Source organism: Microbacterium sp. Be9 (assembly GCF_011754135.1).
Taxonomy (GTDB): Bacteria; Actinomycetota; Actinomycetes; order Actinomycetales; family Microbacteriaceae; genus Microbacterium; species Microbacterium maritypicum_A.
This window is the reverse complement of sequence record NZ_WNWT01000007.1, coordinates 41,586-66,443: the sequence shown is the minus strand read 5'-3', so window position 1 is coordinate 66,443 and position 24,858 is coordinate 41,586. Positions and strand designations below refer to the sequence as shown.

Annotated in this window: 22 protein-coding genes; 15 read left to right on the top strand and 7 right to left on the bottom strand. The window is 69.5% G+C overall.

From position 1 onward, the window contains the following. Positions 1–107: 107 nt before the first annotated feature. Complete coding sequence (locus tag GLO27_RS18335; protein ID WP_167256345.1) at positions 108–563, top strand: hypothetical protein; 456 nt, start codon at positions 108–110, stop codon at positions 561–563. A gap of 138 nt (positions 564–701) precedes the next feature. Here GLO27_RS18335 and GLO27_RS18330 read toward each other — a convergent pair whose 3' ends face one another. From GLO27_RS18330 to GLO27_RS18320, 3 genes are read right to left on the bottom strand one after another with little or no spacing between them, the layout of a single operon-like run. Continuing rightward, positions 702–1,724: a Gfo/Idh/MocA family oxidoreductase gene (locus GLO27_RS18330; RefSeq protein ID WP_167256343.1), complete on the bottom strand. Its 1,023-nt coding sequence runs from the start codon at positions 1,722–1,724 to the stop codon at positions 702–704. Then, entirely contained in the window at positions 1,721–2,749 is a 1,029-nt protein-coding gene (locus tag GLO27_RS18325; protein WP_292776574.1) for a Gfo/Idh/MocA family oxidoreductase, read from the bottom strand. The genes GLO27_RS18330 and GLO27_RS18325 overlap by 4 nt, the downstream gene beginning before the upstream one ends. Beyond that, complete coding sequence (locus tag GLO27_RS18320) at positions 2,746–3,930, bottom strand: ROK family transcriptional regulator (RefSeq protein ID WP_167256341.1); 1,185 nt, start codon at positions 3,928–3,930, stop codon at positions 2,746–2,748. The genes GLO27_RS18325 and GLO27_RS18320 overlap by 4 nt, the downstream gene beginning before the upstream one ends. Positions 3,931–4,119: 189 nt before the next feature. On the opposite strand from GLO27_RS18320, the gene GLO27_RS18315 reads away from it, so the two are divergent. The 9 genes from GLO27_RS18315 (at position 4,120) to GLO27_RS18275 (ending at position 14,566) form a co-directional block, all read left to right on the top strand. Then, positions 4,120–5,361: a sugar ABC transporter substrate-binding protein gene (locus tag GLO27_RS18315; RefSeq protein ID WP_021200217.1), complete on the top strand. Its 1,242-nt coding sequence runs from the start codon at positions 4,120–4,122 to the stop codon at positions 5,359–5,361. A gap of 75 nt (positions 5,362–5,436) precedes the next feature. Then, complete coding sequence (locus tag GLO27_RS18310; RefSeq protein ID WP_021200218.1) at positions 5,437–6,342, top strand: sugar ABC transporter permease; 906 nt, start codon at positions 5,437–5,439, stop codon at positions 6,340–6,342. After that, positions 6,339–7,244, top strand: a complete 906-nt coding sequence (locus GLO27_RS18305; protein ID WP_167256340.1) for a carbohydrate ABC transporter permease — start codon at positions 6,339–6,341, stop codon at positions 7,242–7,244. The genes GLO27_RS18310 and GLO27_RS18305 overlap by 4 nt, the downstream gene beginning before the upstream one ends. Positions 7,245–7,263: 19 nt before the next feature. Next, the gene (locus tag GLO27_RS18300) at positions 7,264–8,298 is read left to right on the top strand and encodes an NAD(P)-dependent oxidoreductase (RefSeq protein ID WP_021200220.1); all 1,035 of its coding nucleotides are present in this window, start codon (positions 7,264–7,266) and stop codon (positions 8,296–8,298) included. Then, positions 8,298–9,359 (top strand): dihydrodipicolinate synthase family protein, encoded by a 1,062-nt coding sequence (locus tag GLO27_RS18295; RefSeq protein ID WP_051667878.1) that lies wholly within the window; start codon positions 8,298–8,300, stop codon positions 9,357–9,359. Before GLO27_RS18300 ends, GLO27_RS18295 begins: the two co-directional genes overlap by 1 nt. A gap of 32 nt (positions 9,360–9,391) precedes the next feature. Then, on the top strand, positions 9,392–10,393 hold the full coding sequence (locus GLO27_RS18290) for a hydroxyacid dehydrogenase (protein ID WP_243844945.1): 1,002 nt from the start codon (positions 9,392–9,394) through the stop codon (positions 10,391–10,393). Continuing rightward, positions 10,390–11,364, top strand: a complete 975-nt coding sequence (locus GLO27_RS18285; protein ID WP_167256339.1) for a hypothetical protein — start codon at positions 10,390–10,392, stop codon at positions 11,362–11,364. The genes GLO27_RS18290 and GLO27_RS18285 overlap by 4 nt, the downstream gene beginning before the upstream one ends. Continuing rightward, on the top strand, positions 11,361–12,281 hold the full coding sequence (locus tag GLO27_RS18280; protein ID WP_021200224.1) for a GNAT family N-acetyltransferase: 921 nt from the start codon (positions 11,361–11,363) through the stop codon (positions 12,279–12,281). Before GLO27_RS18285 ends, GLO27_RS18280 begins: the two co-directional genes overlap by 4 nt. Positions 12,282–12,388: 107 nt before the next feature. After that, positions 12,389–14,566: a peptidase C14 gene (locus tag GLO27_RS18275; protein ID WP_208323973.1), complete on the top strand. Its 2,178-nt coding sequence runs from the start codon at positions 12,389–12,391 to the stop codon at positions 14,564–14,566. 159 nt (positions 14,567–14,725) lie between these two features. On the opposite strand, the gene GLO27_RS18270 is transcribed toward GLO27_RS18275, so the two are convergent. From GLO27_RS18270 to GLO27_RS18255, 4 genes are all read right to left on the bottom strand, one after another. After that, positions 14,726–15,712 (bottom strand): zinc-binding alcohol dehydrogenase family protein, encoded by a 987-nt coding sequence (locus tag GLO27_RS18270; RefSeq protein WP_021200226.1) that lies wholly within the window; start codon positions 15,710–15,712, stop codon positions 14,726–14,728. After that, entirely contained in the window at positions 15,709–16,152 is a 444-nt protein-coding gene (locus GLO27_RS18265) for a MarR family winged helix-turn-helix transcriptional regulator (RefSeq protein ID WP_029258875.1), read from the bottom strand. The genes GLO27_RS18270 and GLO27_RS18265 overlap by 4 nt, the downstream gene beginning before the upstream one ends. A 144-nt stretch (positions 16,153–16,296) precedes the next feature. Beyond that, positions 16,297–17,139 (bottom strand): SDR family NAD(P)-dependent oxidoreductase, encoded by an 843-nt coding sequence (locus GLO27_RS18260; protein ID WP_167256338.1) that lies wholly within the window; start codon positions 17,137–17,139, stop codon positions 16,297–16,299. After that, on the bottom strand, positions 17,136–17,798 hold the full coding sequence (locus tag GLO27_RS18255) for a GntR family transcriptional regulator (protein WP_021200229.1): 663 nt from the start codon (positions 17,796–17,798) through the stop codon (positions 17,136–17,138). Before GLO27_RS18255 ends, GLO27_RS18260 begins: the two co-directional genes overlap by 4 nt. 149 nt (positions 17,799–17,947) lie before the next feature. Between GLO27_RS18255 and GLO27_RS18250 the strand changes: the two genes are divergently transcribed. The 5 genes from GLO27_RS18250 to GLO27_RS18230 are packed head-to-tail and all read left to right on the top strand — an operon-like array spanning position 17,948 to position 24,815. Continuing rightward, entirely contained in the window at positions 17,948–19,312 is a 1,365-nt protein-coding gene (locus GLO27_RS18250) for an MFS transporter (protein ID WP_021200230.1), read from the top strand. Beyond that, positions 19,312–21,495, top strand: coding sequence for a peptidase C14 (locus GLO27_RS18245; protein WP_167256336.1), 2,184 nt, complete (start codon positions 19,312–19,314; stop codon positions 21,493–21,495). Before GLO27_RS18250 ends, GLO27_RS18245 begins: the two co-directional genes overlap by 1 nt. 34 nt (positions 21,496–21,529) lie before the next feature. Then, complete coding sequence (locus GLO27_RS18240; protein WP_167256334.1) at positions 21,530–22,921, top strand: hypothetical protein; 1,392 nt, start codon at positions 21,530–21,532, stop codon at positions 22,919–22,921. A 50-nt stretch (positions 22,922–22,971) separates the two neighbouring features. After that, a complete protein-coding gene (locus GLO27_RS18235) occupies positions 22,972–23,742 on the top strand; it encodes an SDR family oxidoreductase (RefSeq protein WP_167256332.1) in 771 nt (256 codons plus the stop codon). After that, positions 23,739–24,815 (top strand): enolase C-terminal domain-like protein, encoded by a 1,077-nt coding sequence (locus tag GLO27_RS18230; protein WP_167256330.1) that lies wholly within the window; start codon positions 23,739–23,741, stop codon positions 24,813–24,815. Before GLO27_RS18235 ends, GLO27_RS18230 begins: the two co-directional genes overlap by 4 nt. Positions 24,816–24,858: the final 43 nt, after the last annotated feature.

Sequence of the window (24,858 nt, the reverse complement as noted above, 5' to 3'; positions counted from 1 at the left end):
CGGCAGATGCATAGTCCGGTTCAGGGATGATCGCGTAACACGTTACGCATCACGCTCAGTGAGTGTCCATCCGGATGATGCGAACGTCGAGGACCGGAGGTCATCTCATGAAGACGAAGACAGCAGCAGCTCTCGGTGGACTGGTTCTGGCTGCGGGTCTGCTTGCCGCGTGCAGCAGTTCCTCGGGTGCACCCGCAGGGTCGCCCACGGGGGCACCGACGAGCACGTCGGCGAGCACCCTCAGCACTGCGGAGCTCGCCATGTGCACGGCTCTCAAGAAGGTCGCCGCCGACGTGGTGCCTGATCTCGAGAGGGCTTCCGAACTCGTCAAGTCCGACCCCGCAGCTGCGGCTTCGCTGGTCGACAAGATCCGTGAGGCGTTCATCAGCGGACAAGAGGATGCGGACTCCGGTCTGACTCCCGACTACGCGACAGCCATGGACGGGTACGCGGTGGATATCAGGGCGCTGCCGGCCGGGACGGATGCGACGAAGATATCCCAGGAGCTTGCGGAGCGCGGGACCGCGTTCGCCTCCGACGTCGCCTACTTCTGCAAGGAGTAGACGACGCCAGACGGAGTGCTGTCGCACGCCGGGACCTGCACGATCAACCGTGACCAGGTTCACGAGCTCACCGCTCGGTTCGGGTGAGCTCGTGACGGCTGTGTCCGCGGCTCTGGTTATCGTCCGTCGCGAGGCGCGTCAGAGGGCGATGACCGCGCCGCCGCGGGCGGCGGAGGCTTGCGCGGCCGTGGCGATCTCGACCGTGCGGATGCCCACGCCGGCGTCGGGCTGCGGTTGGCGCCCCTCGCGCACGGCGCGCACGAACTCGTCGAGCAGCAGCGCGTCGAGGTCGGCGCCGACCGGGCTCCAGGTCTCGCCGTGCGCATCGTGCCCGGCGACCCCCTTGGCGAAGGGACTGACCGTGACCGTGCCGCGCTCGGCGACGACCTGCAGGGTGAGTCCACCCCAGGTGGCCGAGCTCATCGGCCAGCTCCAGGAGCAGTCGATCGTGGCGATGACCCCGCTCGGGTACCGGATGGTCACGAGTCCGCCGGTCTCGACGTCGAGTTCGCTCTGCGCGTGCAGGATGCTGTTGGACACGGCGCGGACCGACTGGGCGCGCTCACCCAGCAGTTCGTCGAGCAGGTCGGCGCAGTGCACGACGTGGTCGACCAGTGCGCCGCCTCCGGCCAGCTCCGGATCGGTGAACCAGGCACGATCCTGCGGCAGCTTGCCGTTGTTGATGCCGGTGACGCCGAGGACCGTGCCGAGACGGCCGCTGCGCAGTTCGGCGATCGCCTCGCGCACGCTCGGCGCGAACCGCACCGGGTAGGCGACCATCAGGATCACGCCGGCGCGGTCGCACGCCTCGCGCATCGCGATCGCGTCGGCGACCGTCGTGGCCAGAGGCTTCTCACAGAGCACGTGCACCCCGGCCGCGGCCGCGCGCTCGACGAGGGCACGATGCCGGGAGTTCTCGGCGGCGATCACGACCGCATCCGGCTTCCAGGCGAAGGCCTCGTCGTAGGTCTCGACGCAGGCGACGCCCAGCTCGGCCGCGAGGTCTGCGCCGCGAGGGGCGTCGTCGGGGGCCGAAGCGCCGTCGGGGTCGGCCGCGATCAGCTCGATTCCCGGCATCGCCTTCAGCGCGTGCACGTAGCTCAGGGCATGCGTGTGCGCGAACGAGAGCACGGCGATGCGCAGCGGGGCGGAAGCGGTCATCGGGGGGCCTCCTCGGCATCGGGCGCGAAAAGTTCAGGAGCACGGTGTTCGGACAGCGCCACGGGGGCGCCGGAAGCGATCGACGCGTATGCGGCCTCGGCGACGGCGACCGCCTCGATGCCGTCTGCAGGGCTGACCCTCGCCTCGCGCCCCTCGCGCAGCGCGGCGACGAAGTCGGCGATCTCGGCGTAGTACGGACTCTCCTGCGGAGACATCGGCGGCAGGTAGTCGGCGTCGCCCGCGGGGAGCACGGCGTCGGTGCGCAGCGCGTGGTCCTCGGCGCTGTCGTAGCGGAGGCGCCCCTCGGAACCCGACACCTCGACGCTCGTGCGGAACGGCATGCCCGGAGCGACCCAGCTGCCGTGGATGTGACTGATGACGCCGCTGCGGTGCGTGAGCACCACGTGCGACGTGACGGGGGCGGGAACGCCGTCGTCGATCGTCGGCGGGTTCTGCACTGCGTAGACGCTCGCGACGGGACCGGCGAACCAGACGGCCTGGTCGATGTCGTGGATCATCAGGTCGCGGATGACGCCCCCGCCCGCGCGTTCGGAGAAGAACCACGGCGTCTGCGGGGCGGAGCCGGCACGGCTGAACCGCTGCACGGCGAGCGTGCCGATCCGCCCGGCGTCGATGCCGGCCTTGATCTGGGCGTATTCGCCCATGTACCGCACGACGTGGGCCGGGAAGAGTCGTACCCCGGCCTCTTCGGCGGATCGGGCCACGGTCGCCGCGGCTTCGGCCGTCGCTGCGAGCGGCTTCTCGCAGATCACGTCGAGTCCCCGGGCGATGGCGCGCTGCGCGAAGTCGGCGTGGGTGCTGCTGGGGGTCACGATGTCGACGATGTCGACCAGCCCGATGAGGGTGTCGACGTCGGGCACGAGCTCGAATCCGTACTCCTCGGCGATCTCCTCCGCTCCGACGAGAGAGGTGACGTACCCCTCCGCCCCGAGTGCCCGCCAGGCGTCGGCATGCACGCGGGAGATGCCGCCCGCGCCGATGAGTCCGACCTTCAACGTGCTCACTGCTTCTCCTCGGTTGTGTCGATGACGGTGTCTTCCGCCCCCGCCGGTTCGAGCGGCAGTGGGGTGATGGGCGGCGCCGGCATGTCCTCGATGCCGTAGATCTCGGCGGCGTGCCGTTGGAACGCATGCACGACGGCTCCGTGCGCGGCGGCTTCGGCGCCCAGCCGTGCTTCGGCGATCGGCACCTGGAAGGGCAGGCCCAGGTGGCCGGGCAGGGCCGCCCGGAGCGGATCGAGCAGCTGCTCGTGCGCGGCGGAGAGCCCGCCGCCGATCACGATCATGGCGGGGTCGACCGTCATGGTCAGGGTGGCGATGCCGTGCGCGAGCTCGTCGATGAAGGCGTCGAGCTCCTGCTGTGCGGCGTGATCACCCCCGCGGACCAGAGCGAACACCTCGGCGGCGGTCGGGGCGGTGCGCCACGTGATCTGGCCCGTCTCGGTGTTCAGCCCGCGGAAGGCGAGGCGGCCGATGTCGCCCGCGGCGTTGTGGATGCCGCGGCGCGGTCGTCCGCCGAGGATCAGTCCCATCGCGATCCGGTTGCCGACGGACAGGTAGATCACGTCGTCGACGAGTTGCGCGACCCCGAGATGGTGCTCGGCGACGGCCGCGAGCCGCACCCCGTTGTCGACCGCGACGGGGCAGCCGAACGCGTGCCGCAGCTGCGAGCCGATGTCGATGCCCGACCATTCCGGGATCACGACCGAGGTGGTCACGCGTCCCGCATCGTCGACGATGCCGGGGAGCGAGACCCCGACCGCTCGTACCTTCGATGTGGGGATCGACACGACCGAGAGGGTGCGGCGCACGTCGTCGATCACGGCCGCGAGCTTGGCTGCGCCGTCGAGCTGCTCGGCCACACCGGAGTAGCTGCGCTGCGCGATCACGACCCCTGACAGATCGGCGAGCACGACGCGAACGCTCGCGACACCGATGTCGACGCCCACGACGGTCCCGGCGGCACCGTGAAACGAATAGCGACGGGCGGGGCGACCGGCACCGCCGCCGTTCTGGGCGGGGGCGTCGACGATCAGGCCCGAGTCGGCCAGCACGGTCACCGCGTTCTCGACCGACGTGCGCGAGATCTCGAGCGAGCGGGACAGATCGTTCACGGTCGCGGGGCCCGAGTCGCGCAGCTGCAGAGCGGATCGCGCGACGATCGAGAGCGGGCTGTTCACGGCCATGTGCGGTCCCTTCCTCATCTCCGTCGTCGGGTGCGATCAAATTAGCACACCCAATTCTCAGATCAAGCTTTGATGTTCTCGAACGGGAAACACGGCGGAAACATGGCTCTGAGAACTTGTACTTGACGAATTATCCCATTGCAGTGTCATAATGAACCGTACTCAGCACGGTATAAGCAAAGGAGCACCATGCGCGTCAGCAAGATCACCGGCGTCGTCGCGGGAATCGCGGCCGCCACCCTGTTGGCCGGATGTTCGGCCGGCGGAGGCAACACCGCAGAGGGAGAGCAGGACATCACCGTCTGGCTCTACCCGGTCATCGCCGACGAGGCGGTGCACAAGGACTTCTGGGACTCGACGATCGCCGACTTCGAGAAGCAGAACGAGAACATCAACGTGAAGTACGAGATCTTCCCGTGGGCGAACCGCGACGAGGCTCTCCAGACCGCGATCGCGGCCGGCAAGGGGCCCGACGTGGTCTACCTGATCCCCGACCAGCTCGCGGCGTACCAGAAGTCGATCGCCCCGCTCAACGACCTGCTGAGCACGGAGCGTCAGGACGACCTGCTGCCCAACGTGAAGAAGTCGGTCACGCTCGACGGCGACATCCTCGGAGCCCCGATCCTCACCAGCGCGCAGCCGCTCATCTGCAACGCCGCCGCGTTCGAGGCCGCGGGCGTCACCGAGTACCCCGAGACCTGGGACGACGTCACCGCGATGGCCCCCCGGTTCACCGAGAAGGGCATGTACGCCCTGAACTACCCGGCATCCGCGGAGAACACCCTCAACCTCACCTACTACCCGCTGCTGTGGCAGGCCGGTGGCGAGGTCTACACGAAGGACGGCGACGTCGGCTTCGACAGCAAGGAAGGCGTGCAGGCGCTCACCTTCCTCACCGACCTGGCCGAGGCGGGTGCTCTCGACCCCGAGGCGCTCACCACCAACGTCCCGCTCGAGCAGACCGCCGTCGCCCAGGGCAAGGTCGCGTGCACGTGGAACAACGCGGTCAACGAGGTCGTGCCCTTCTGGGGCGAGGAGAACGTCAAGGTCATGGCGCCGCTGACCGAGAAGGAGTCCGTGGCCTACGGCACGGTCGGATCGCTCTCGGTGCTCAAGGGCTCCAAGGCGCAGGACGCGGCGGCGAAGTTCGTCGAGTACGCCACCGGCGCCGACGTCGTCGAGCCGTACCTCAAGGCCGCCGGCTACTTCTCCGCACTCAGCACCACCGAGCCGCTGTACGCGGACGACCCGCTGCTCGGCGAGGTCGAGAAGTATGTTCCCGACACCACGGTCGGCGAGCTCAACGCCTCGTCCCGTGCGCTGATGGGCGTGCTCGCCCCGGAGATCCAGGCAGCGCTCCTCGGCGACAAGTCGCCGGAGGACGCGTTGAAGGATGCCGCGACCGCCGCGGCGCCGCTGGTCAAGAAGTAACACCTCGGGGGCGTGCGGAGCCCGAACTCCGCACGCCCCCGCACCCCTTCACTCCCCCCACGTGAGGTACCACTGATGACGACGGCAACCACGGCGAAGAAGCCCGCAGGGCGAGTCACGCGGGTGCTCGCACGACGAGAGGCGCGGATCGCGTTCCTGTTCGTGCTCCCCGCCTTCCTCCTGTTCATCGCCTTCCGCTTCGGCCCGAGCATCGCCGGAGTCGCGCTGAGCTTCTTCGACTACGACATCACCGGTGAGATCTCGTGGCGGGGTCTCGACCACTTCCAGCGCATGATCGCCGACCCGCTGTTCTGGCGGGCGATGGGCACCACGCTCATCTACACGGTGTGCGCCGTGCCGATCGCGCTGGTGCTCTCGACCGTGATGGCCCTCGGCGTGCGTCGGGCCTTCCGCGGCGCACGCTTCTTCCGCTCGATCTTCTTCCTCCCCGTCATCACCTCGCTCGTGCTGGCCGGGTCGATCTTCGTCTGGATCTTCTCCGCGAACGGACCCTGGTCGGCGCTGATGGCGCCCCTCGGTCTCGGCGGATCCTGGCTCGGCAGCACCGTCCTGGTGATCCCCGCGATCGTCGTCGTCGGCGTCTGGTCGCGATTCGGCTACGGGATGATGATCCTCATCGCCGCGCTGCAGGACGTGCCGCGCGAGCTCGAAGAGGCGGCGCTGATGGACGGCGCCAACGCCTGGCAGCGCTTCCGCTACGTGATCCTCCCGGTGCTGCGGCCGACGTTCTTCTTCCTGGCGGTGATCGAGACGACCGCCGCGTTCCAGGTGTTCGACGTCATCTACGTGATGACCCAGGGCGGGCCGGCGAACGCCAGCTACTCGCTCGTCTACATGCTCTACGACCAGGGCTTCCGCTACTTCGACTACGGCTACGCGGCCGCGATCGGTGTGGCCCTGTTCGTCATGACCCTCGTCGTCGCGCTCATCCAGCGCCTGGTGATCGGAAAGCAGAAATGACCGCTCTGTTGCAGCCGCCGACCCAGACCCCGGCGACGCCGCCGAAGACGTCGACGAAGCAGCGCCGCGCCTACCGCGCGCTGCAGCCCACCGGCTGGGGGATCGTGGGGCGATGGATCTGGCTGAGCCTGGCCGGCATCCTCAGCTTCTTCCCCTTCTACGCGATGGTCGTGCTGAGCCTGAAGCCCGGCATGGTCGTCGAGCTCCCGGGTTCCCTGCTGCCTTTCCAGGACATCTCGTTCGACGCCTACGAGCAGGTGCTCGCCGGGCAGAACATCCTCGGCTGGCTCGGCAACACCCTCATCTACTCGCTCGTCTCGGTCGTCGCGGTGCTGTTCCTCTCGGCGCTCGCCGGCTACGCGTTCGCCAAGAAGCGCTTCCGCGGCAAGGAGGTGATGTTCTGGTCGTTCCTCGCGATGGTGATGGTGCCGTTCCATGTCACCCTCATCCCGACGTTCATCCTGATGGCGAACCTCGGTGGCGTCGACACGTACTGGGGCCTGATCCTGCCGTCGCTCGCGAACGCACAGGCCGTGTTCCTGATGCGGCAGTTCATCCAGGGGCTGCCGGACGAGCTGTTCGAGGCCGCACGCATCGACGGCGCAGGGGAGTTCCGCATCTTCCTGCGGATCGTGCTGCCGCTGTGCAAGCCGATCCTGGCGACGCTCGGCATCTTCGTCTTCCTGTGGCACTGGAACGACTTCCTGTGGCCGCTCATCATCGCGAAGTCCAACGCGATGTTCACACTCACCGTCGGCATCTCGTCGCTGCAGCAGCAGAACGTGCCGCTGAGCACCATGCTCGCCGGATCCGTCGTGGCACTGGTGCCCATCTTCCTCGCGTACCTCATCGCTCAGCGGTACGTGCAGGAGGGCGTGGCCGGTACGGGCATCAAGGGCTGAGAAGAAGGGAAAGCACCACATGACTCAGCACCAGTTCACTTCCGAGGCGGAACTCGAGGAGGCGCTCGCGACACCGAGCGCCGCGCTGATCGCCGATCTCGCACGCGGTGCGGGCGACCTCGTGATCCTCGGCGCCGGCGGCAAGATGGGTCCGACCCTGGCGATGCTCGCGCGCCGCGGGATGGATGCCGCCGGACGCCAGGGCGACACGGTCTACGCCGTCTCCCGCTTCGGAGACGCCGCGATCCGCGAGCGCCTGGAGAGCGCCGGGGTGAAGGTCGTCCCGTTCGACCTGATCGAGAACGACGACTTCGCATCCCTCCCGGATGCCCCGAACGTGGTGTTCATGGTCGGTGCGAAGTTCGGCGCCGCGACCAACGCGTCGTGGGCGTGGGAAGTCAACGCCGCGCTGCCCGACCGCGTCGCCCGCCGCTACCGCGACAGCGCGATCTCGGTGCTCTCGACCGGCAACGTCTACCCGTTCCTTCCTGCGGCTTCGGGTGGAGCGTCTGAAGAGGTGCAGCCCGCACCCATCGGCGAGTATGCGCAGTCGTGCCTGGGACGTGAGCGCGTCTTCGAGTTCGGGGCGCAGGAGCGCGGCACCAGGGTCGCGATCATCCGCCTGAACTACGCCGTCGACCTGCGCTACGGCGTGCTCGCCGACATCGGCAGCGCCGTGCATGCGGGACAGCCCGTGTCGGTCGCCACCGCCAACGTCAACGTGATCTGGCAGGGTTACGCGAACGAGGTCGTGCTGCGCAGCCTCGTGCACGCCTCGACCGACCCCTTCACGATCAACCTCACCGGCCCGGAGCTGCTGAGCGTGGAATCGATCGCCCGTCGCTTCGGCACCCTGTTCGACCGCGAGGTCGAGATCGTCGACGAGCCGCAGCCCACCGCGCTGCTCAGCGACGCCCGCCGGTGCATGGCGCTGTTCGGATACCCGGCGGTCTCCGCCGAGACCCTGATCGGCCTCCAGGCCGACTGGATCGAGAAGGAGCTGCCGATGATCGCCAAGCCGACCAAGTGGGCCGTGCGGGACGGGAAGTTCTGATGACCGTTCCCCCTCTGCGCCCGGAGGCCGCGGCGACCCTCGCCCGTGGCGCCGTGATCCCGGCGCATCCGCTCGCCCTCACCGCCGAGCGACGCATCGACGAACGCCGTCAGCGCGCGCTCACCCGCTACTACCTCGACGCCGGGGCCGGAGGCATCGCGGTCGGGGTGCACACGACCCAGTTCGAGATCCGCGATCCGGAGCACGCCCTGTTCGAACCGGTCCTCGCGCTCGCCGCGGAGGAGCTGGATGCCCGCGCGGATGCCGACGTGGTGCGCATCGCCGGTGTCGCCGGTGGCACGACCCAGGCGGTCGCCGAAGCCGAGCTCGCCCGCGACCTGGGCTACGACGCCGTGCTCGTGAGCCCTCGCGTCGCCGGTGCCGACGAGCGGGCTCTGCTCGAACGCGCCCGCGCGGTGGGCGAGGTGCTGCCGGTGGTCGGCTTCTACCTGCAGACGGCGATCGGTGGACCTGTGCTCGATCGCGACTTCTGGCGCGAGTTCGCCTCGATCCCGGCCGTCGTCGCCGTCAAGGCCGCTCCCTTCGACCGCTACCGCACGCTGGAGCTGGTGCGCGGGGTCGCCGCCTCCGGCCGTGCCGACGAGATCGCTCTCTACACCGGCAACGACGACGCGATCGTGGCCGACCTGCTCTCCGAGTTCCACGTGGATTCGCCGACCGGTCCGCGCACCCTGCGGTTCGTCGGTGGGCTGCTCGGCCAGTGGGCCGTGGGCACACGTGCCGCCGTCTCGCTGCTCGAACGCGCGCAGCGGGCGATGGGGGGAGACGAGGACGCCTACCGCGAGCTGGGCCTCATCGCCTCCGACATGGTCGACGTGAACCAGGCGGTGTTCGATCCGGGCAACGACTTCCACGGCGTCATCGCCGGCGTGCACGAGATGCTCCGCCAGCAGGGGCTGCTCGATGGCACCTGGTGCCTCGACCCCGCCGAGGGTCTCTCGCCGGGGCAGGCGGAGGAGATCGCGCGGGTGCGTCTCGCGTATCCCGATCTGAACGACGACGCCTTCATCGCCGAGAACCTCGAGACCTGGTTGAGGTGAGTGTTGAGGTGAGTGTCGAGATGAGCGTGGGCATGAGTGCGCCGACCGTGGTCGCGGTCGTCTCGGAGGCGCTCTTCACGGAGTTCTTCTCCGACGCGGATGCCGAACGCCTGCGTGCGGTCGCCGCGGGTCTGGGCGGCGGGTTCGCACGGGTCGATCGACTCGCAGAGGCAGAGCTCGGCGCCGCACGCATCGTCATCACGAGCTGGGGCGTCGGCCCCTTCGACGCGGCCGTGCTCGCGGCGCTGCCGAAGCTCGAACTGATCGCGCACACCGGTGCGACGATCAAGCCCTTCGCGACCGATGAGCTGTTCGACCGCGGTGTCGTCGTGACCCAGGCGGGTGCGGGCATGGCGCGGCCGGTCGCCGAGGTGTCGCTCACGTTCACGCTCGCCCTGCTGCACCGGGTGCCCGAGATGCACAACGCCCTGCGCGCCGGCGACGGCTGGTACGACGCGGATGCCGTGGGCGTGCAGCGCGAGATCCTCGGCACCCCCATCGCGGTGATCGGGGCGTCCCGCACCGGGCGGGCCTACCTCGAACTGATCCGGGTGCTCGGCGCCGAGCCGCTGCTGGTCGACCCGACCATCGATGCGGAGGCGGCCACCGCTCTCGGAGCCGCACTCGTCCCGCTCGACGAGGCACTCCAGCGTGCCCAGATCGTCGCGGTGCACGCCCCCACCCTGCCCGAGACCCACCACCTGATCGGTCGGCGGGAACTCGCGCTGATGCCCCACGGCGCGGGGCTCGTGAACACCGCGCGCTCCTGGATCGTCGATGAGGCGGCGCTGATCGACGAGCTGCAGCGGGGACGGCTGAGCGCCGCGATCGACGTGTTCGACGAGGAGCCGCTCGCCGCGGACAGCCCGTTCCGCGCGCTTCCCGGAGTGCTGGTCACCCCGCACCGAGCCGCCGGGACGACCCAGGGACGACGGCGTCAGGGGCGGATCGTCGCCGACGAGGTCGAGGCCTTCGCCGCGGGGCGTCCCCTCGCGCACGCCGTCTCCCGCGGCCAGCTGTCGTCGATGGCATGACCGGCACCCCGCTGCGTGTGGCCTTCGCCGGACTCGCGCACTCGCACCCCTACAGCGACGCCGCGAACGTTCGCGCGCTCGGTGCCGAAGTCGTCGGGGTGCACGATGCGGATGCGGGGGCGGCCGAGGAGTTCGCCCTGCGCTTCGGTGGCGCGGCGGTGGCCTCGCTCGATCTGCTGACGGCGCTGCGTCCCGACCTGGTCATCGCGACACCGCGCCCGCACGATGCCCGGGGCTTTCTGCACCTGCTCGGCAGCCGAGACGCTCCGGTGTTCGTGAACAAGGTGATCGCCCCCACCGGGGCTCGATTCGCCGAGATCGACCGCGTGCTGACGGCATCGTCGGCCCCCGTCGGCACGAGCTCCGTCCTGCGCTTCGCTCCGGCGCTCGTCGCGCTGGCCGGGCAGATCGGGGGCGAGGATGTGCTCGCGCTCCGCGTGCACGCACAGCACGACAATGCCGCCTTCCAACTGCCGGACCGGGCGTGGCAGGACGACCCGCGGCGCGGTGGCGGTACGGCCGTGACGGTCGGGGTGCACGCCTGGGAGATGGTCGATGTGCTGCTGCCCGGGGCGGCTCTCGTCTCGGGGTCCGGCTGGACGCGCACGCGCCCCGGATCGACGAGCGCGTCGGAGGATGCTGCGGGCATCGAGGGTCTGTTGCGGGTTCCCGGCGCGGAGCGCGAAGTGCCGGTGCAGGTGCTCGTCACGGGGACGCCGGGCGCGGATGCGTACGGAGCGGAGGTGGTGACGGCCGCCGGTATCCGTTCGGTCTCGCTCGACGTGGACGGCGATCAGGACGCGGTGGGCGATCAGGGTGAGGGGCCGAACGAGACGCTGGGGTTCCGTGACCTGATCCACGCGTTGCTCGATGCGGCACAGCGCGGGGCGACCGTGGCTCCCTGGGGCGAGTCGCGGGTGGTCGTGGCGAACACGATCCGCGCGGCCGAGATCGCCCGGAGCGACGCATGAGTGCACCGATCATCCGTGCGGCTCGGGCCGAGGATCAGACCGCGCTCACCGCGCTGTGGGCGCAGGCGTTCACGCCGCCGCTCGCCCCCGACCAGTGGCTCATCGATCAGGAGCGGCTCGCGCACACACTCGTCGCCGAGGACGATGACGGCCTGTGCGGTTCGATATACGGTCTGCCCAAGCAGCTGCGCGAGTCCGATGGCGTCGCCGAGGTGCACGCGATCGGCAGCGTCGCGGTGGCCGAGCGGGCGCGAGGACAGGGCCTCGCCCGTCGACTCGTGGCGGCGACCCTGCAGACGGGCGGCGACGCCGACTGGGCATTGCTGTTCACCGGCACCCCGGAGGTGTATCGGTCCAGCGGCTTCGACACCTTCTCCATGGCGCGCACTCTGGCCGGCTCCTGGACGGCACCCGTGTCGGCCGGGACCGATGCGCGAGTCGAGCGCGCGACCGTCGGACTCGGGAGCTTCCGCCCGCTGTGCGAGGTCTACGAGTGCTCACGTGCGGGCAGGGTCGTGCTCGCCCCGGTGCGTGGTGACCGCGACAGGGCGATGGCGGAGGTGCGGATGCGGGGTGCGACGCTGTACTGCCGGACCGAGGGGTCGACGGTGCTCGGCTACGCGGTCGCCGAGCGTCGCGGCGGGATCGGCACGCTCCTGGAGAGCGCTGTGCTCCCGGGAATGGACGGCGACGAGGTGCGCGATGAGCTGCTCTCCGCCATCGCCGTCGACTGGCACTCCGCCGGGGTGACATCGTGCGAGCTCGCCGTTCCCGCCCTGCCGGAGGAGGATCGCGCGCTCCGCGCCTTTGCCCCCGAGGCCGTGCGGCAGGACGACCGCACCGGGATGATCCGTGCGCTGCGGCGTGCGCCGCGGCTCGACGGCATCCGCCATTTCACGGCGGGCGACTACTTCTGAGCGCCTCGCTCGGAAAAGCGCTGGGGACGGGGGATCGATCGGATGATGCGGCCCGGCCGAAGGACCGGACGCCTGACCGCGGCGATGACGCCGCAAGGAGGATGAGCATGACCCAGAAGATGAGCACGACCCAGAAGGAGACGGCCGCTCTCGAGAGCCCGACCGCGACCCTGCGCAGCAGGCGCATGCTGCTCGCCGGCTTCGGCGCGGCGGCGATCGGAGGCGTGGCGGCCGTCAGCGCGCAGACTCCGGCGCAGGCTGCCGGCCCCATCGTGACGCAGGGCGATTCGGGATCGTCGTCGGTGGCGAACGGCGGCACGGCGACCACGCTCGTGAAGCGCAAGGGCAAGGACGGTGATCTGGTCCGCACGACCGGTTACGCCGCAGCCGGCGACGGGGGTGCCGGGCTGTACCGCTTCGTGAAGAAGGACGCTCCGGCGGCCAACGGCGGCACCGTGCTGGCGGCCCCGAAGGGCGGAGCGTGGCTGCTCGTGCACGGCGGGATCGTGGACTTCCGGATGTTCGGGATCATGGATGCGAGCGTGAACGCCGACGACGCCCTCGACGCCATGGTGAACGACGCGAGCATCCACCGCATCGAGGGGCACAGCCCCCTCAACTTCGTGCGCCGCCACACGTTCTCACGGTCGAACATCGCCTTCGACTTCGGGGGACACCTCATGACCACGGTCGGCATCGAGAACGCCGGCAAAGACGATCCGTTCGCGGCGGTCATGTTCTTCCGCGGCGAGGTGACCGATGCGGTGCAGGAGGCGAAGCTCGGCGAGGTGGTGCCGGATCTCGGCGACATCTTCCCGGTCGCCGATTCGTCGTTCTTCGCTGTCGGCGAGTGGTACGCGGCAGAGGTGAACGCGCTGTCGGGTCGTTGGGAGCGCGAGCTGCAGCGCATGGTGCAGGTCACGCAGATCGTGGACGGCACGCACATCCGCATCAACTACAAGAACGGCTGGCCGCTGGGCAAGGACCGCACGATGACCTGGCGCCGGGTCGTGCCGGTGCAGGACGTGACGGTGTCGAACCTGAAGTTCCTCGGCACCGGTACCGACGAGTACACGGGATCGCACCCGCTGGCGTTCGAGTACGCGGTGCGCTGCGACGTCGACCACGTCGACGGCACGGGGACCTTCTGGCCGCTCATCCAGCGCCGGTGGAACACCTACTACTCGACCGTGAGCTGCACGCTCAAGAACCCGACCTCGGTCACCTGGGGAGGGGCCGGCTACCTGACGCAGCAGATCTACTGCCTCTACGGATACGTCGCCAACTGCCACACCGCGAACGCCCGGCACCTGAACGACTTCACCGCGAGCGCCTACTGCCTGGTCGAGAACTGCCACGGCGACGGTGACGACCAGGGTCCGTTCGTCACCCACGGGCAGTACGAGCACGACCTCACGTACACCGGCAATTCCGGTCTCATGACGTTCGCGAACTCCGGTGCAGCCTGGGGCTCGGCGGCCAAGCGCATCACGGTGCGCAAGCACGTGTGCTCGTGGTTCGTCGCCCGTGTGCGCATCACCGACCTCACGCTCGAAGACGTGCAGGTGATCGGCAAGCCCTCGCTCGCCGGCTCCGGCATGCTGTGGATCAACGCCGACGGCGCGCAGCTGCGCGGGTGCACGGCATCCGACACCCTCGTGATCACGCAGGCGTCCGACAATTCCGCACGGCCGACGGTGATCGCCGACTCGCACTTCACGTTCGTCGCGCCGGGAGAACTCACCAACGCCACGGTGAAGACACCCGTCACGTTCGTCGACACGGTGCTCGACCGGGTCGGCGGCATGAAGATCGCGGGAGCCGGAGCGGTCACGTTCCGGGGATCGACGCTCACGGCGGCTGACGATGCCGCGCCGATCGCCTCGTCGTCGGAGCGTCTGCGGTTCGAGGGATCGACACTCCGCAACGCCCGTGTCGCCGCGGCCAGAGGAGAGCGGCAGGCCGTCGAGATCGCGGGATCGGACGTGGCGGTCAAGGGCGGCACCGGCGTCTCCCGGACCGGCGACGGCGAGCTGCATCTGACGCTCTCCGACAGCACCTTCCGCGCGGAGGGGGCGGCGACGCACGTCGCGGTCACGAAGGGCGCGACTCACTACCGCGCGGTCGGCAACCGCTTCGAGGGCGGGGCGCTGGAGCTGGCGGATGCCGCGTTCGGCGCCTCGTCCACGTTGGTGCACACCGGCAACGTCGAGTCGGGCGTCACGCGCACGGCCTTCCCCGCCGAGGGCCCGCGCGTCGTCGACTCGGCGAACCTCAGCGTCTGACCCGGGCGCGCTTCCTGGCGCGAGTGCAGCGGATGCCGCCGAGCGCACGGGATGCTGCCGAGTGCACGGCTTCTCGACGTGAAGAAGCCGTGCGCTCGGCGAGCACCCGTGCACTCGGCGGGGTGCGGGGTGCGGGGTGCGGGGTGTGGGGGTGTCGGGTCAGAGGCCGGTGACGACGACCAGCTTGCCGACGGCGGTGCCCTGTTCCATCGCGGTGTGCGCCTCGGCGATCTGGTCGAAGGCATAGACCCGGTCGATCGGCACGGTGGCCTCGCCGGCCGCGACCGCATCGAGGAAGCCCTGGAGCACAGCCGGCGGCAGGTCGGCCGCGCCTCCGCCATAAGCGCTGAGGCGCACGCCGCGGGGGATGTACTCGATGGGGTAGAAGTCCTTCACGGTCCACTCGTTCGAGAGCATCCCGGTGAAGCAGACCACGCCGTGCACGCGCGTCGAGCGGAGGGTGTCCGGCAGGGTCGGCGTGCCGACCAGCTCGAGAGCCGTGTCAACGCCCTCGGGCAGGATCGCTCTGACCTGCGCCTGCACGTCGCCGTCGTCGATGAGCACGTGGTCGACGCCGATGCGCGTGAGCGCCTCGGCCTTGCGGGGGTTGCGCGTGGTCGAGAAGACCGTCATCCCGCGCTGCTTCGCGAGCACCGCGGTCGCCATCCCGATCGACGAGGTGCCGCCGCGGATCAGGATCGACTGGCCCGGCTGGGCGTCGAGCCCCACGGTGAGCGACCCGTACGAGGTCTGCAGCATCTCGGGCAGGGCGCCGAGGGTGCCCCAGTCGAGGTCGCTCTCGAAAGCGATCACCTGGGTCGCGGGAACGCAGGTGTACTCCGCGTATCCGCCGTCGTACGCGCGTCCCATCCCGCCCATCACCGCCACGACCTGCTGGCCGGGGGTGAATTCGCCCCCGGGCGCCTCGACGACGACTCCGGTCGCCTCGATGCCGAGCACGCGGGGAAAGGTGACGCCCTCCGCCAGGCCGAGTCGGGTGTGGAGTTCGGAGCGGTTCAAGCCGAACGCCTTCACCTGGATCAGCACCCAGCCCTCACTCGGTGTCGGGATCGGCAGCTCGCGGATGGTGAGGGCCTCAACGGGGCCGGGTGCGTCGAGCACGATCGCGCGCATCATCTCGGTCATGGGGTGACTCCTGTCGTCGGTATGGGCTTGCGCACCCGGAGGGTGGCGAGAGTGGTGGCGAAGTGCTGAAGGTCATCGGCGGAGACGCTCTGGAACCACGGCTCCAGTTCTCTGCCGAAGGTCTGGGTCGCGATCGTCAACATGTCCTCGCCCGCCGGCGTGAGCGTGATGAACGAGGCCCGTCGGTCGTCGGGGTTCGGTGTGCGCTCGCAATAGCCCGCTGCTTCGATGCGAGCGACCAGCTTGCTGGTGCCGCCCTCGGTGATCGAGAGCTCGGTCGCGATGTCGGAGGCCCGGCAGTTCTCGATCCGGTCGATGGCCCGCATGGGCTCGAACCAGCTCAGCGGCAGGGAATGCTCGGCGCGGAGACGTCGGTCGACCGCCTCCCAGATCTCCATCTCGAAGCGGATCACATCATCGAAGAGTCGATGCAGGTCCACGGCGCATCCTTTCCACGAGCACTGACTTACTTTCCGTGGCAAGTATATGGGCGATTCGGTGGACCGGGCGCGAGAAGGGCGAATCTCACCTGCGGGGGAGGCGGCGGGAGAGGTGCCGGAGCGAGGCGGCGGGAGCAGGCGGGACTAGGTGGAGGGGATGCCGACGAGCTCGGCGCTGCGCTGCCAGAGCGCCTCGGCCAGGGCCGCGTCATCCACCTGCGGATTGACCTTGGCGGTCAGCTGACGCTCGTCGTAGTAGGCGCCGGAGAACCATGTCTCATCGGGGGTGCCCTCGATGAACCAGCGCAGGGTCGCGCCACCCTTGTCGGCACCGATGAGCATGAGGTGCTTGAGCGGTGTGCGGTAGAGCAGGCGCATGATGCTCGACGAGTCCGAAGCGAAGTTCGTCTGCACGGTGCCGGGGTGGAACGCGACCGCACTCAGCCCGTCGGCGTGGAACTTCGTGTGCAGGCTCTTGGCGAACAGCACGTTCGCGAGCTTCGCGTCGCCGTAGGCCTTGTTCGCGCTGAAGCGGCGGTGATTGTCGAGGTCGTCCACATCGAGGTGGCCGAACAGGCGGTGCGCGATGCTGGAGGTGTTGATGACCGCGCCCTCGGCCTTCAACAGCTGAGGCCGCAGCAGGTTCGTGAGCAGGAACGGCGCCAGGTGGTTGACCTGCATGGTCTTCTCGAAGCCGTCGACCGTGGGGGTCTGATCGCCGAAGATGCCACCGGCGTTGTTCGCCAGCACGTGGATGCCGCCGTCGCCGACGGCCTCCGCGATCTTCGTGGCGAGCGCCCGCACGTCGTCGAGGCGTGCGAAGTCGGCGGTGAACCACGCAGCGCCCGTCTCCGCGGCGACCGCACGGGTCTTCTCCTCCGAGCGTCCCATCAGGATGAGCCGATGCGGGGACGACGCGAGCTGGCGGGCGGCTGCCGCGCCGATCCCGTCGGAGGCTCCGGTGAGGACGATCGTGCGCGCGGTCACGGGGTGTCCGCGTCGGTCGACGGGGTGATGCGCTCGACCGCCCTGGTCACGTGCGCGGCGATCACGGCCTGCGCCTGCTCCGGGTCACCGCTCGCGATGGCATCGACGATCTGTTGGTGGCTGCGCACATGCTCTTCCTGCTCGGCAGGGTCGAGAGCGGCGTTGGCGGCATGCAGGAAACCGGTGATGCGTCCGCGCAGCTGGCCGCTCAACTCGTCGAGGAAGCGGTGCTCGGCGAGGTCGGCGAGCGTCTCGTGGAACAGGCGGTCCTGGCGCAGCACCTCGTCGATGTCGCCGGGTGCCGCATCCGCCATCGCCTGGATGATGGCACCGAGTCGGGCGGCGGATTCCTCGTTCCACCGCTCCTGCACGCGGATCGCCATGAACTGCTCGAGCACGATCCGCAGGCTCGAGATCTCCTGGAGGTCTTGTGCGCTCAGCTGGGCGACGCGGGCGCCGCGGCGGGGCTCCCGGGTGATGAGGCGCTCCTCGGCGAGACGGGTCAGTGCCTCGCGTACCGGGATGTGGCTGACGCCCAGCCGGTCGGCGAGCTTGCGTTCGACGAGGCGCTCACCGGGGGCGAGTTCTCCGGAATGGATGGCCGCACGCAGCTCGTCTGCGACCTGTTCGGCGATGTTCTGATCCGAGACGCTGCGCATTCGGTGCCCTTCTCGATCCGCGGTTCCGTCTCGTCGAGCGGGCGCGCATTCGTTCGCTCGATGCTATGGCATTTTCCGGATGAGTGGACACGGCGAGGGTTTTGCTAGATGCTATAGCAAGCCAGTCCATCGATGACGAAGGAGTTGTCATGTCCGGGAACGGAATCGCCCCCGATACGCGCACGTCAGAGGAGGTCGGGGCCTCCGCCATGAAGAAGGCGATCTGGCGCCTCGGCCCGTTCCTCGGGCTGCTCTATCTCGTCGCCTACATGGACCGCAACAACGCGGGCTTCGCCAAGCTGGAGATGACGGCGGCGCTGCAGATCACCGAAGCGGCCTTCGGATTCGCCGCCGGCATCTTCTTCATCGGGTACCTGCTGTTCGAAGTGCCGAGCAATCTCCTGCTCGAGCGCTTCGGTGCGCGCAAGTGGATCGCGCGCATCATGGTCTCCTGGGGTCTGGTCGCCGCCCTGACGGCCTTCGTGCAGGATGCGACCCAGTTCGCCATCGCACGCTTCGTGCTGGGCATCGCCGAAGCCGGCTTCTTCCCCGGAGTGCTCCTGTACCTCACGCTCTGGTTCCCGCGGCAGTACCGCACGCAGGTGCTCGCGGTGTTCGTCTTGTCGAACCCGATCGCGAACGCGGTCGCGGCGCCGCTGTCGGGCTGGATGCTCGAACTGCACGGGATGTGGGGCCTCGACGGCTGGCAGCTGGTCTTCCTGCTGCAGGGCATCCCCGCGGTGATCCTCGCCTTCGTCGTCTTCTTCTGGCTGCCCGACCGCCCGCAGGACGCCCGCTGGCTCGACCCGACCGAACAGCGGTGGATCAACGACACCCTGGCCGCCGAGACCGCGGCCACCGAGCAGAAGCACGGGCGGCTGCGCCTGCGCGAGGTGTTCAGCAACGGGCGTCTGTGGACCCTGATCGTGCTCTTCTTCGGCGTCGTGTTCGGCGCGTACGGGCTGGGCATGTGGCTGCCGACGATCGTGAAGAGCATGGGCGACTTCTCCAACTCGACCACCGGATGGCTCGTCGCCCTGCCGAACCTGTGCGCCGCGCTCGTGATGCTCCCCTGGGAGCGCGCAGCCAGGAAGCAGGGCAACATCCCCCTGCAGATCGGCATCACGCTCACGATCACCGCGCTCTCGCTCATCGCGGCGGTCGCGGCCCAGGGCACGCCGATCCTCGCGCTCGCCGCCCTGTGCGTCGGCATGTCGGCCCTGTTCTCGACGACACCGCTGTTCTGGAGCCTGCCGCCCATGGTGCTCACGGGCACGGCGGCTGCTGCCGGGCTGGCCTTCATCAACTCGGTCGGCAACCTGGCCGGTTTCGCCGGTCCGTATGCGATCGGCTGGATCAGCGAGACCACCGGATCGGCGATCTGGGGTCTGCTCCTCATCGCCGGACTCACCCTGCTCGGCGCGAGCATCGCGTTCGTGCTGAGTCGACGGGCGGACTTCACGGTTCCGGCCGAGGTGCAGTTGAAAGCGGACGCCACGTCCGGGGTGCGGTGATGTCCCGCGCCGAACTGGATGCGAGTGTGCGATCGACGGGTCGCCGCGCCGTCATGACCGGACTCGGTGCGGTCGCCCTCGGCGCTGCCGGCTCTCTCGCCGGTGCGACGACCGCTCAGGCCGCTCCCGTCGCGGCCGGTGCGAAGGACATCCTCCGCGCGGAGACGGTCTCCGACCTGTCCCGGTTGCGGGCACGCGACGGCGAGGTGGCCATCGTCGCCGGCTACCGGACCCCCGGCGACGCCGGGCTGCTCGTCTACGTAGGCTGCGGTGGGGCCGACGTCGCGGCCAACGGCGGCACGGTGATCGCCGGAAAGCGCGGCACCACGTGGCTGCTGCAGCATGACGGCACGGTCGACTTCCGGGTCTTCGGCATCACCGGGCCCGAGACGGCGGCCGATGACGCGCTCGACGCCCTGGTGAACGACCTCCGCGTCCGGCGGATCGAGGCGAGCACCGATCTGCTCTTCCAGCGGCGGCACTGCTTCACCCGTTCCCACCTCGAGATCGACTTCGGCGGTCATGTCATCACGACGGAGGGCATCGAGGCGAACACCCACGACAACCCGTTCGGTGCGGTGATGTTCTTCACCGGGGTGTCCCGCGACGTCACCGTCGAGCACGCCCTGGCGGAAGCCTGGCCGGAGCTGACGGATGCGGTCGCCGTGCCCGATGCGTCGAAGTTCGCCGTCGACACCTGGTGGGCGGTGCAGTGCGATCCGGTCGCCGGCGGTGGGGCCGATGAGCGCGAGCTTCAGCGATTCGTCCAGGTGACGCAGCAGATCGACGGCACCCACATCCGGATCGATTACCTCAACGGCTGGCCGCTCGACAAGGGGCGAAAGCTCGTCTGGCGGCAGGTGGATCCGGTCGCGGGGGTGCGCATCTCGAACATGCGGTTCCTCGGGGCCGGGCCCTTCGACGGACCGACGGACGGCTCCTTCCCGGACTCTCGCGAGCTCACCGGATCGCACCCGATCGCCTTCGAGTACGCGATCCACTGCGATGTCGCCGACGTGCACGCCAGCCACACCTGGTGGCCCGTCATCATGCGCAGATGGAACACCCACTTCACGACCGAACGCTGCTCGGTCGAGAACCCGCCCACGGTCTTCTACGGCGGTGCGGGCTATCTCACGCAGCAGATCTACAGCCTGTACGGTCGCGTGAGCGACTGCACGTCGTCGAACGCGCGGCACCTGAACGATCTGACGGCCAGCGCCTACTGCATCGTCGAGAACTGCCACGGAGACGGCGACGATCAGGGCGGGAACCCCTTCACCACGCACGGGCAGTACGAGCACGATCTCACCTTCATCGGCAACTCGGGGCTGATGGACATCGCCAACTCCGGGGCGCAATGGGGCACCGCCGCGAAGCGCATCACGGTGCGCGACCACGTCTGCTCGTGGTTCGTCGCCGGCACGAAGATCAGCGACCTGACGCTCGAGAACGTCCGGGTGATCGGACGATCGACGTTCGATCCGCAGGCGACCATGACGATCAATGCCGACGGGGCTCAGCTGCGTGGCTGCACCGCCGGGCTGCTGGCGATCGGCCAGCGATCGGCGCGATCATCGCGGCCGACGGTGATCGAGGACTGCACCTTCGCCCTCCCGAAGGATCAGGTGCTGATCCAGACGCCGGTCTCGGTGCCCGTCAGCTTCGTGCGATGCACGATCACTGGAATCGACGGGATGAAGGCACGAGGCGCCGGAGCCGTCGAATTCGTCGACTGCCGGCTGAGCGGTCCGGCAACAGGTGCCCCGGCAGAGCTCGGTGCGTCGAGGGTGACCATCCGGGGCGGCACGGTGCGCGATGTGCAGCTCACCGTGACCGCGGTGCGGGACCAGGCCATCGCTGTCGAGGGGGTCGAGCTGTCGACCGAGCGCACCGACGGCGCTCTGCTGAGCAGGGCCGCCGGTGCCGGCGTCGTGACCTGGCGGATGGGTGGCGTGACATCGACCGTGCCCAAGGGTGCTGCCCACCTCGACATCGGCGTGGGGGTCAACCACGCTCGCATCACCGGGAGTCAGTTCGTGGGAGGACGGATGCGGCTGGCCGATGGCTTCGCCGCACCCTCCACGCTGCTCTACAGCGACGGCGTCGAGCGCGGCGTCGAGGTGACTCTTCCCGAGGCTGGAGCACGTGTGCTGATCGCCGACGTGCTGACGATCGCCTGAGCGGCGGCATCATGGAGAACATGGAGGACCAGGTTTGAACGACACGGCACCGGCCACACGTCTCGGCGCCCGCATCCGCATCCCCCGCACGCGGGCGCGCATCGGTATCGCCCGACGCGACATCACGCCGCCGGTCGGCATCCGTGCCAAGAACTGGGGACCCGCCGACTGGGAGCGATCCGAGGGGGCGCATCGTCCGTTCGAGCTGACCGCGCTCGCCGTGATCGCCGCCGACGACCGCCCGCGCGTGCTGCTTGCGGTGGACGGTACCTGGTGGCGTCGCGTCGCGGATGAGCAGGGTGTGCGCGGAACGATCCTCGACGCTCTCGGGCTCGACCCCGATCAGCTGATGCTCTCGCTCTCGCACACCCACGCGGGCGCCGTGCTCTGTGCCGCGGATGCGCATCTGCCGGGGGGAGAGCTGATCCCGGGGTATCTCGAGGCGCTCGCTGCCGCAGGGGTCGCCGCCGGGCGCGAGGCGCTCGACGGTGCGGTCCCCGGGCTGATCGAGTGGACGACCGGCACCTGCTCCCTGGCCGCCGACCGTGAGCTCGACGTCGACGGCCGCCCTCTCGTGGGGTACAACCCGCAGGGCACGGCCGACGACACCGTCACGATCGGGCGCCTCAGTGTCGACGGTGCGGTGCGAGGCACGCTCGTGAACTACGCGTGCCACCCGACCACGCTCGCCTGGCAGAGCCGTGAGGTGTCGCCGGACTACGTCGGGGCGATGCGCGAGGTCATCGAGTCGGCCACGGGGGCGCCCTGCCTGTTCGTGCAGGGGGCATCGGGAGAGTTGGCTCCGCGCGAGCAGTACACCGGCGACGTCGCGGTCGCCGATCGACACGGACGCTCGCTCGGGCACGCGGTGCTCGCGGCGTTGGACGCGCTTCCCGTTCCCGGAGAAGAGCTGACGCTCGACGGCATCGTCGAGTCCGGTGCACCGCTCGCGATCTGGACGGGCCGGACGGCGGACGGCGGGGAGGATGCGGCGGGTTCGGTCACGAGCGTCGAGCTTCCGCTGCGCGACCTGCCGACGCTCGACGCGCTCGCCGAGGAGTGGAAGGATATCGACCCGCGCTCGCGGGAGGAGCGTCTCGGTCGCGCGCGCAATCTGCGTGACGGATACATCGACGGTCCGACCGTGCAGCACCCTGTCTGGGCCTGGAGGCTCGGCGATGCCGTGATCGTGGGGCATCCGGGTGAGGCGTACTCGCGGCTGCAGACCACGCTGCGCGCGCGGTTCCCCGCGACGCCGATCGTGGTGATGAACCTCACGAACGGCCCGGGGTTCGTGTACCTGCCGACGCGCGATGCCTACGACCGCGGGGCGTATCAGGCGTGGCAGACGCCCCTGGCGCCGGGCGCGCTCGACCTGCTCGAGACGCATGCGGTGGCGGTCGTGGCGGAGCTGCTCGACCACTGACGGCGCCCCCGATACACTTGCTATAGCAAAACTCGAACCTGAGGAGAGCAATGACCGCCCCCACCCCTGCCGGCTCCGTCGCCGTCGTCACCGGAGGATCCGCCGGGATCGGATGGGAGATCGGCCAGCGCCTCGCCGCAGACGGCTACCTCGTCGTCGCCGCCGACCGGGTGCCGGGCCTCACCGCCGACGACAACCCCGCCGGCATCCTGTGGCGCGAGCTCGATGTCACCGATCATGCCGGCGTCGACCGTGTGTTCGGAGAGATCGAAGCCGAGCTCGGGCCGATCGAGGTGCTCGTCAACAACGCCGGCATCCAGCGCCATCGCGGCATCGAAGACCTCAGTTGGGACGAATGGTCGGCCGTGGTCGACGTCAACCTGCACGGGGTGTTCTCGGCGCTGCAGGCGGCAGGGAAGCGGATGCTGGAGCGCGGCGATGGGCGCATCGTCAACATCTCCTCCATCTCGTCGCGCGGCTCGGCCGGTCGTGCGCCCTATGCCACGACCAAGGCCGCGGTGATCGGACTGACCTCGACCGCGGGTGCCGAGTGGGCGTCGCGCGGCGTGCGGGTCAACGCGGTCGCGCCCGGCTACGTCGACACCGGCGTCTTCCGTCAGGGCGTCGAGGCGGGCACCCTCAGCCTCGACACGATCCTGTCGCGCATCCCCGCGAAGCGCCTGGTCGAGGCGAGCGAGATCGCCGCCGCGGTCAGCTTCCTCGTCTCCGACGAGTCGCGCTACATGAACGGACAGACCCTCTACGTCGACGGCGGCTTCATGGTCGACTACGGCGTGCCGCTGGCGAAGAAGCCCGAATGAGCGTGATCACCCGCATCGGCACGGCCACGGCCGTGCTGCCGCTCCCGGCACCGTTGCACCTGGGGGCGATGACGGTGACCCGCCGCGAGTACAGCGCCGTGCAGGCGACGGCTGACGACGGCACGACCGGGGTGGCCTACTGCCTCTCGCGGGAGGCGCCGATGGCCGAGATCGTCGACCGCCTCGTCGCCGTGCACGCGGTGGGTGCGGATGCCGACGACCCCGCGGCGACCTGGGAGCGGATGCTGCGCGGCAGCGCGATCGTCGGACGGGTGGGCCTGGTGCGGCGCGCGATCGGGCTCGTCGACATCGCGCTGTGGGACATCGCCGCGCGTCGTGCGGGCGTGCCGCTGTGGACGCTGCTCGGCACGGGTGACGCCCCGCGGGAGTCGATGCTCGTCGCCGCGTACCCGTCTGCCGAGCGGACTCCCCGCGAGGTGGCCGATGAGGTTCTCGCGCAGGCGGAGGGCTGGACGAACGTGAAGATCTCCCGCATTCCGGATCCGGCATATATGCGTGAACTGCTCGCCCTGCTGAACGCCGAGCTTCCCGATGCGACCGGTCTGGTCGTGGACGTGGGCTTCGGCTGGCCGGACGCCGACACCGCTCTGGCCGAGATCGCGCAGTGGGGTGACCCGCGCCTCGCGTGGGTGGAAGACCCCCTGCTCCCCGAAGACGCCGAGGGGGTCGCGCGCATCCGCCGGGAGTCGGGACTCCCCGTGTCCGTGGGCGATGAGGTCACCGACCCCGCCGTTTTGAAGGCGCTGGTCGATGTCGGCGGTGTCGACGTGCTGCGACTCGACGTCGTCGCGATCGGCGGCGTGACCCCTGCCCGCGAGATGATCGATTGGGCAGCCTCGCGCGGTGTGCCCGTGTCGGGGCATGTCTATCCTGAGGTCACCGCGCACCTGGGCATCGGTGTGGAGACGTTCGCCCGGGGAGTCAACCCGTACGATCCCGCACCATCGTTCATCCTCGGCGGTCCGTCGTTCGACGGCAGGGTGCGGCCGACGGGCGCGGCGGGCCTCGGCTTCGTGCTCGATCCGACGGTCTTCCGATTCGAGAGGGACTGAGATGACAGACGCCCCCCGCAGCTCCGTTGCTCGAAGCGTCGTG

Excerpts from the sequence above, each read along its gene's own strand:
- GLO27_RS18335 (WP_167256345.1), top strand. The coding sequence starts at position 108 with ATGAAGACGAAGACAGCAGCAGCTCTCGGTGGACTGGTTCTGGCTGCG.
- GLO27_RS18330 (WP_167256343.1), bottom strand. The coding sequence starts at position 1,724 with ATGACCGCTTCCGCCCCGCTGCGCATCGCCGTGCTCTCGTTCGCGCAC.
- GLO27_RS18320 (WP_167256341.1), bottom strand. The coding sequence starts at position 3,930 with ATGGCCGTGAACAGCCCGCTCTCGATCGTCGCGCGATCCGCTCTGCAG.
- GLO27_RS18315 (WP_021200217.1), top strand. The coding sequence starts at position 4,120 with ATGCGCGTCAGCAAGATCACCGGCGTCGTCGCGGGAATCGCGGCCGCC.
- GLO27_RS18310 (WP_021200218.1), top strand. The coding sequence starts at position 5,437 with ATGACGACGGCAACCACGGCGAAGAAGCCCGCAGGGCGAGTCACGCGG.
- GLO27_RS18305 (WP_167256340.1), top strand. The coding sequence starts at position 6,339 with ATGACCGCTCTGTTGCAGCCGCCGACCCAGACCCCGGCGACGCCGCCG.
- GLO27_RS18300 (WP_021200220.1), top strand. The coding sequence starts at position 7,264 with ATGACTCAGCACCAGTTCACTTCCGAGGCGGAACTCGAGGAGGCGCTC.
- GLO27_RS18295 (WP_051667878.1), top strand. The coding sequence starts at position 8,298 with ATGACCGTTCCCCCTCTGCGCCCGGAGGCCGCGGCGACCCTCGCCCGT.
- GLO27_RS18290 (WP_243844945.1), top strand. The coding sequence starts at position 9,392 with ATGAGTGCGCCGACCGTGGTCGCGGTCGTCTCGGAGGCGCTCTTCACG.
- GLO27_RS18285 (WP_167256339.1), top strand. The coding sequence starts at position 10,390 with ATGACCGGCACCCCGCTGCGTGTGGCCTTCGCCGGACTCGCGCACTCG.
- GLO27_RS18280 (WP_021200224.1), top strand. The coding sequence starts at position 11,361 with ATGAGTGCACCGATCATCCGTGCGGCTCGGGCCGAGGATCAGACCGCG.
- GLO27_RS18275 (WP_208323973.1), top strand. The coding sequence starts at position 12,389 with ATGACCCAGAAGATGAGCACGACCCAGAAGGAGACGGCCGCTCTCGAG.
- GLO27_RS18270 (WP_021200226.1), bottom strand. The coding sequence starts at position 15,712 with ATGACCGAGATGATGCGCGCGATCGTGCTCGACGCACCCGGCCCCGTT.
- GLO27_RS18255 (WP_021200229.1), bottom strand. The coding sequence starts at position 17,798 with ATGCGCAGCGTCTCGGATCAGAACATCGCCGAACAGGTCGCAGACGAG.
- GLO27_RS18250 (WP_021200230.1), top strand. The coding sequence starts at position 17,948 with ATGTCCGGGAACGGAATCGCCCCCGATACGCGCACGTCAGAGGAGGTC.
- GLO27_RS18245 (WP_167256336.1), top strand. The coding sequence starts at position 19,312 with ATGTCCCGCGCCGAACTGGATGCGAGTGTGCGATCGACGGGTCGCCGC.
- GLO27_RS18235 (WP_167256332.1), top strand. The coding sequence starts at position 22,972 with ATGACCGCCCCCACCCCTGCCGGCTCCGTCGCCGTCGTCACCGGAGGA.
- GLO27_RS18230 (WP_167256330.1), top strand. The coding sequence starts at position 23,739 with ATGAGCGTGATCACCCGCATCGGCACGGCCACGGCCGTGCTGCCGCTC.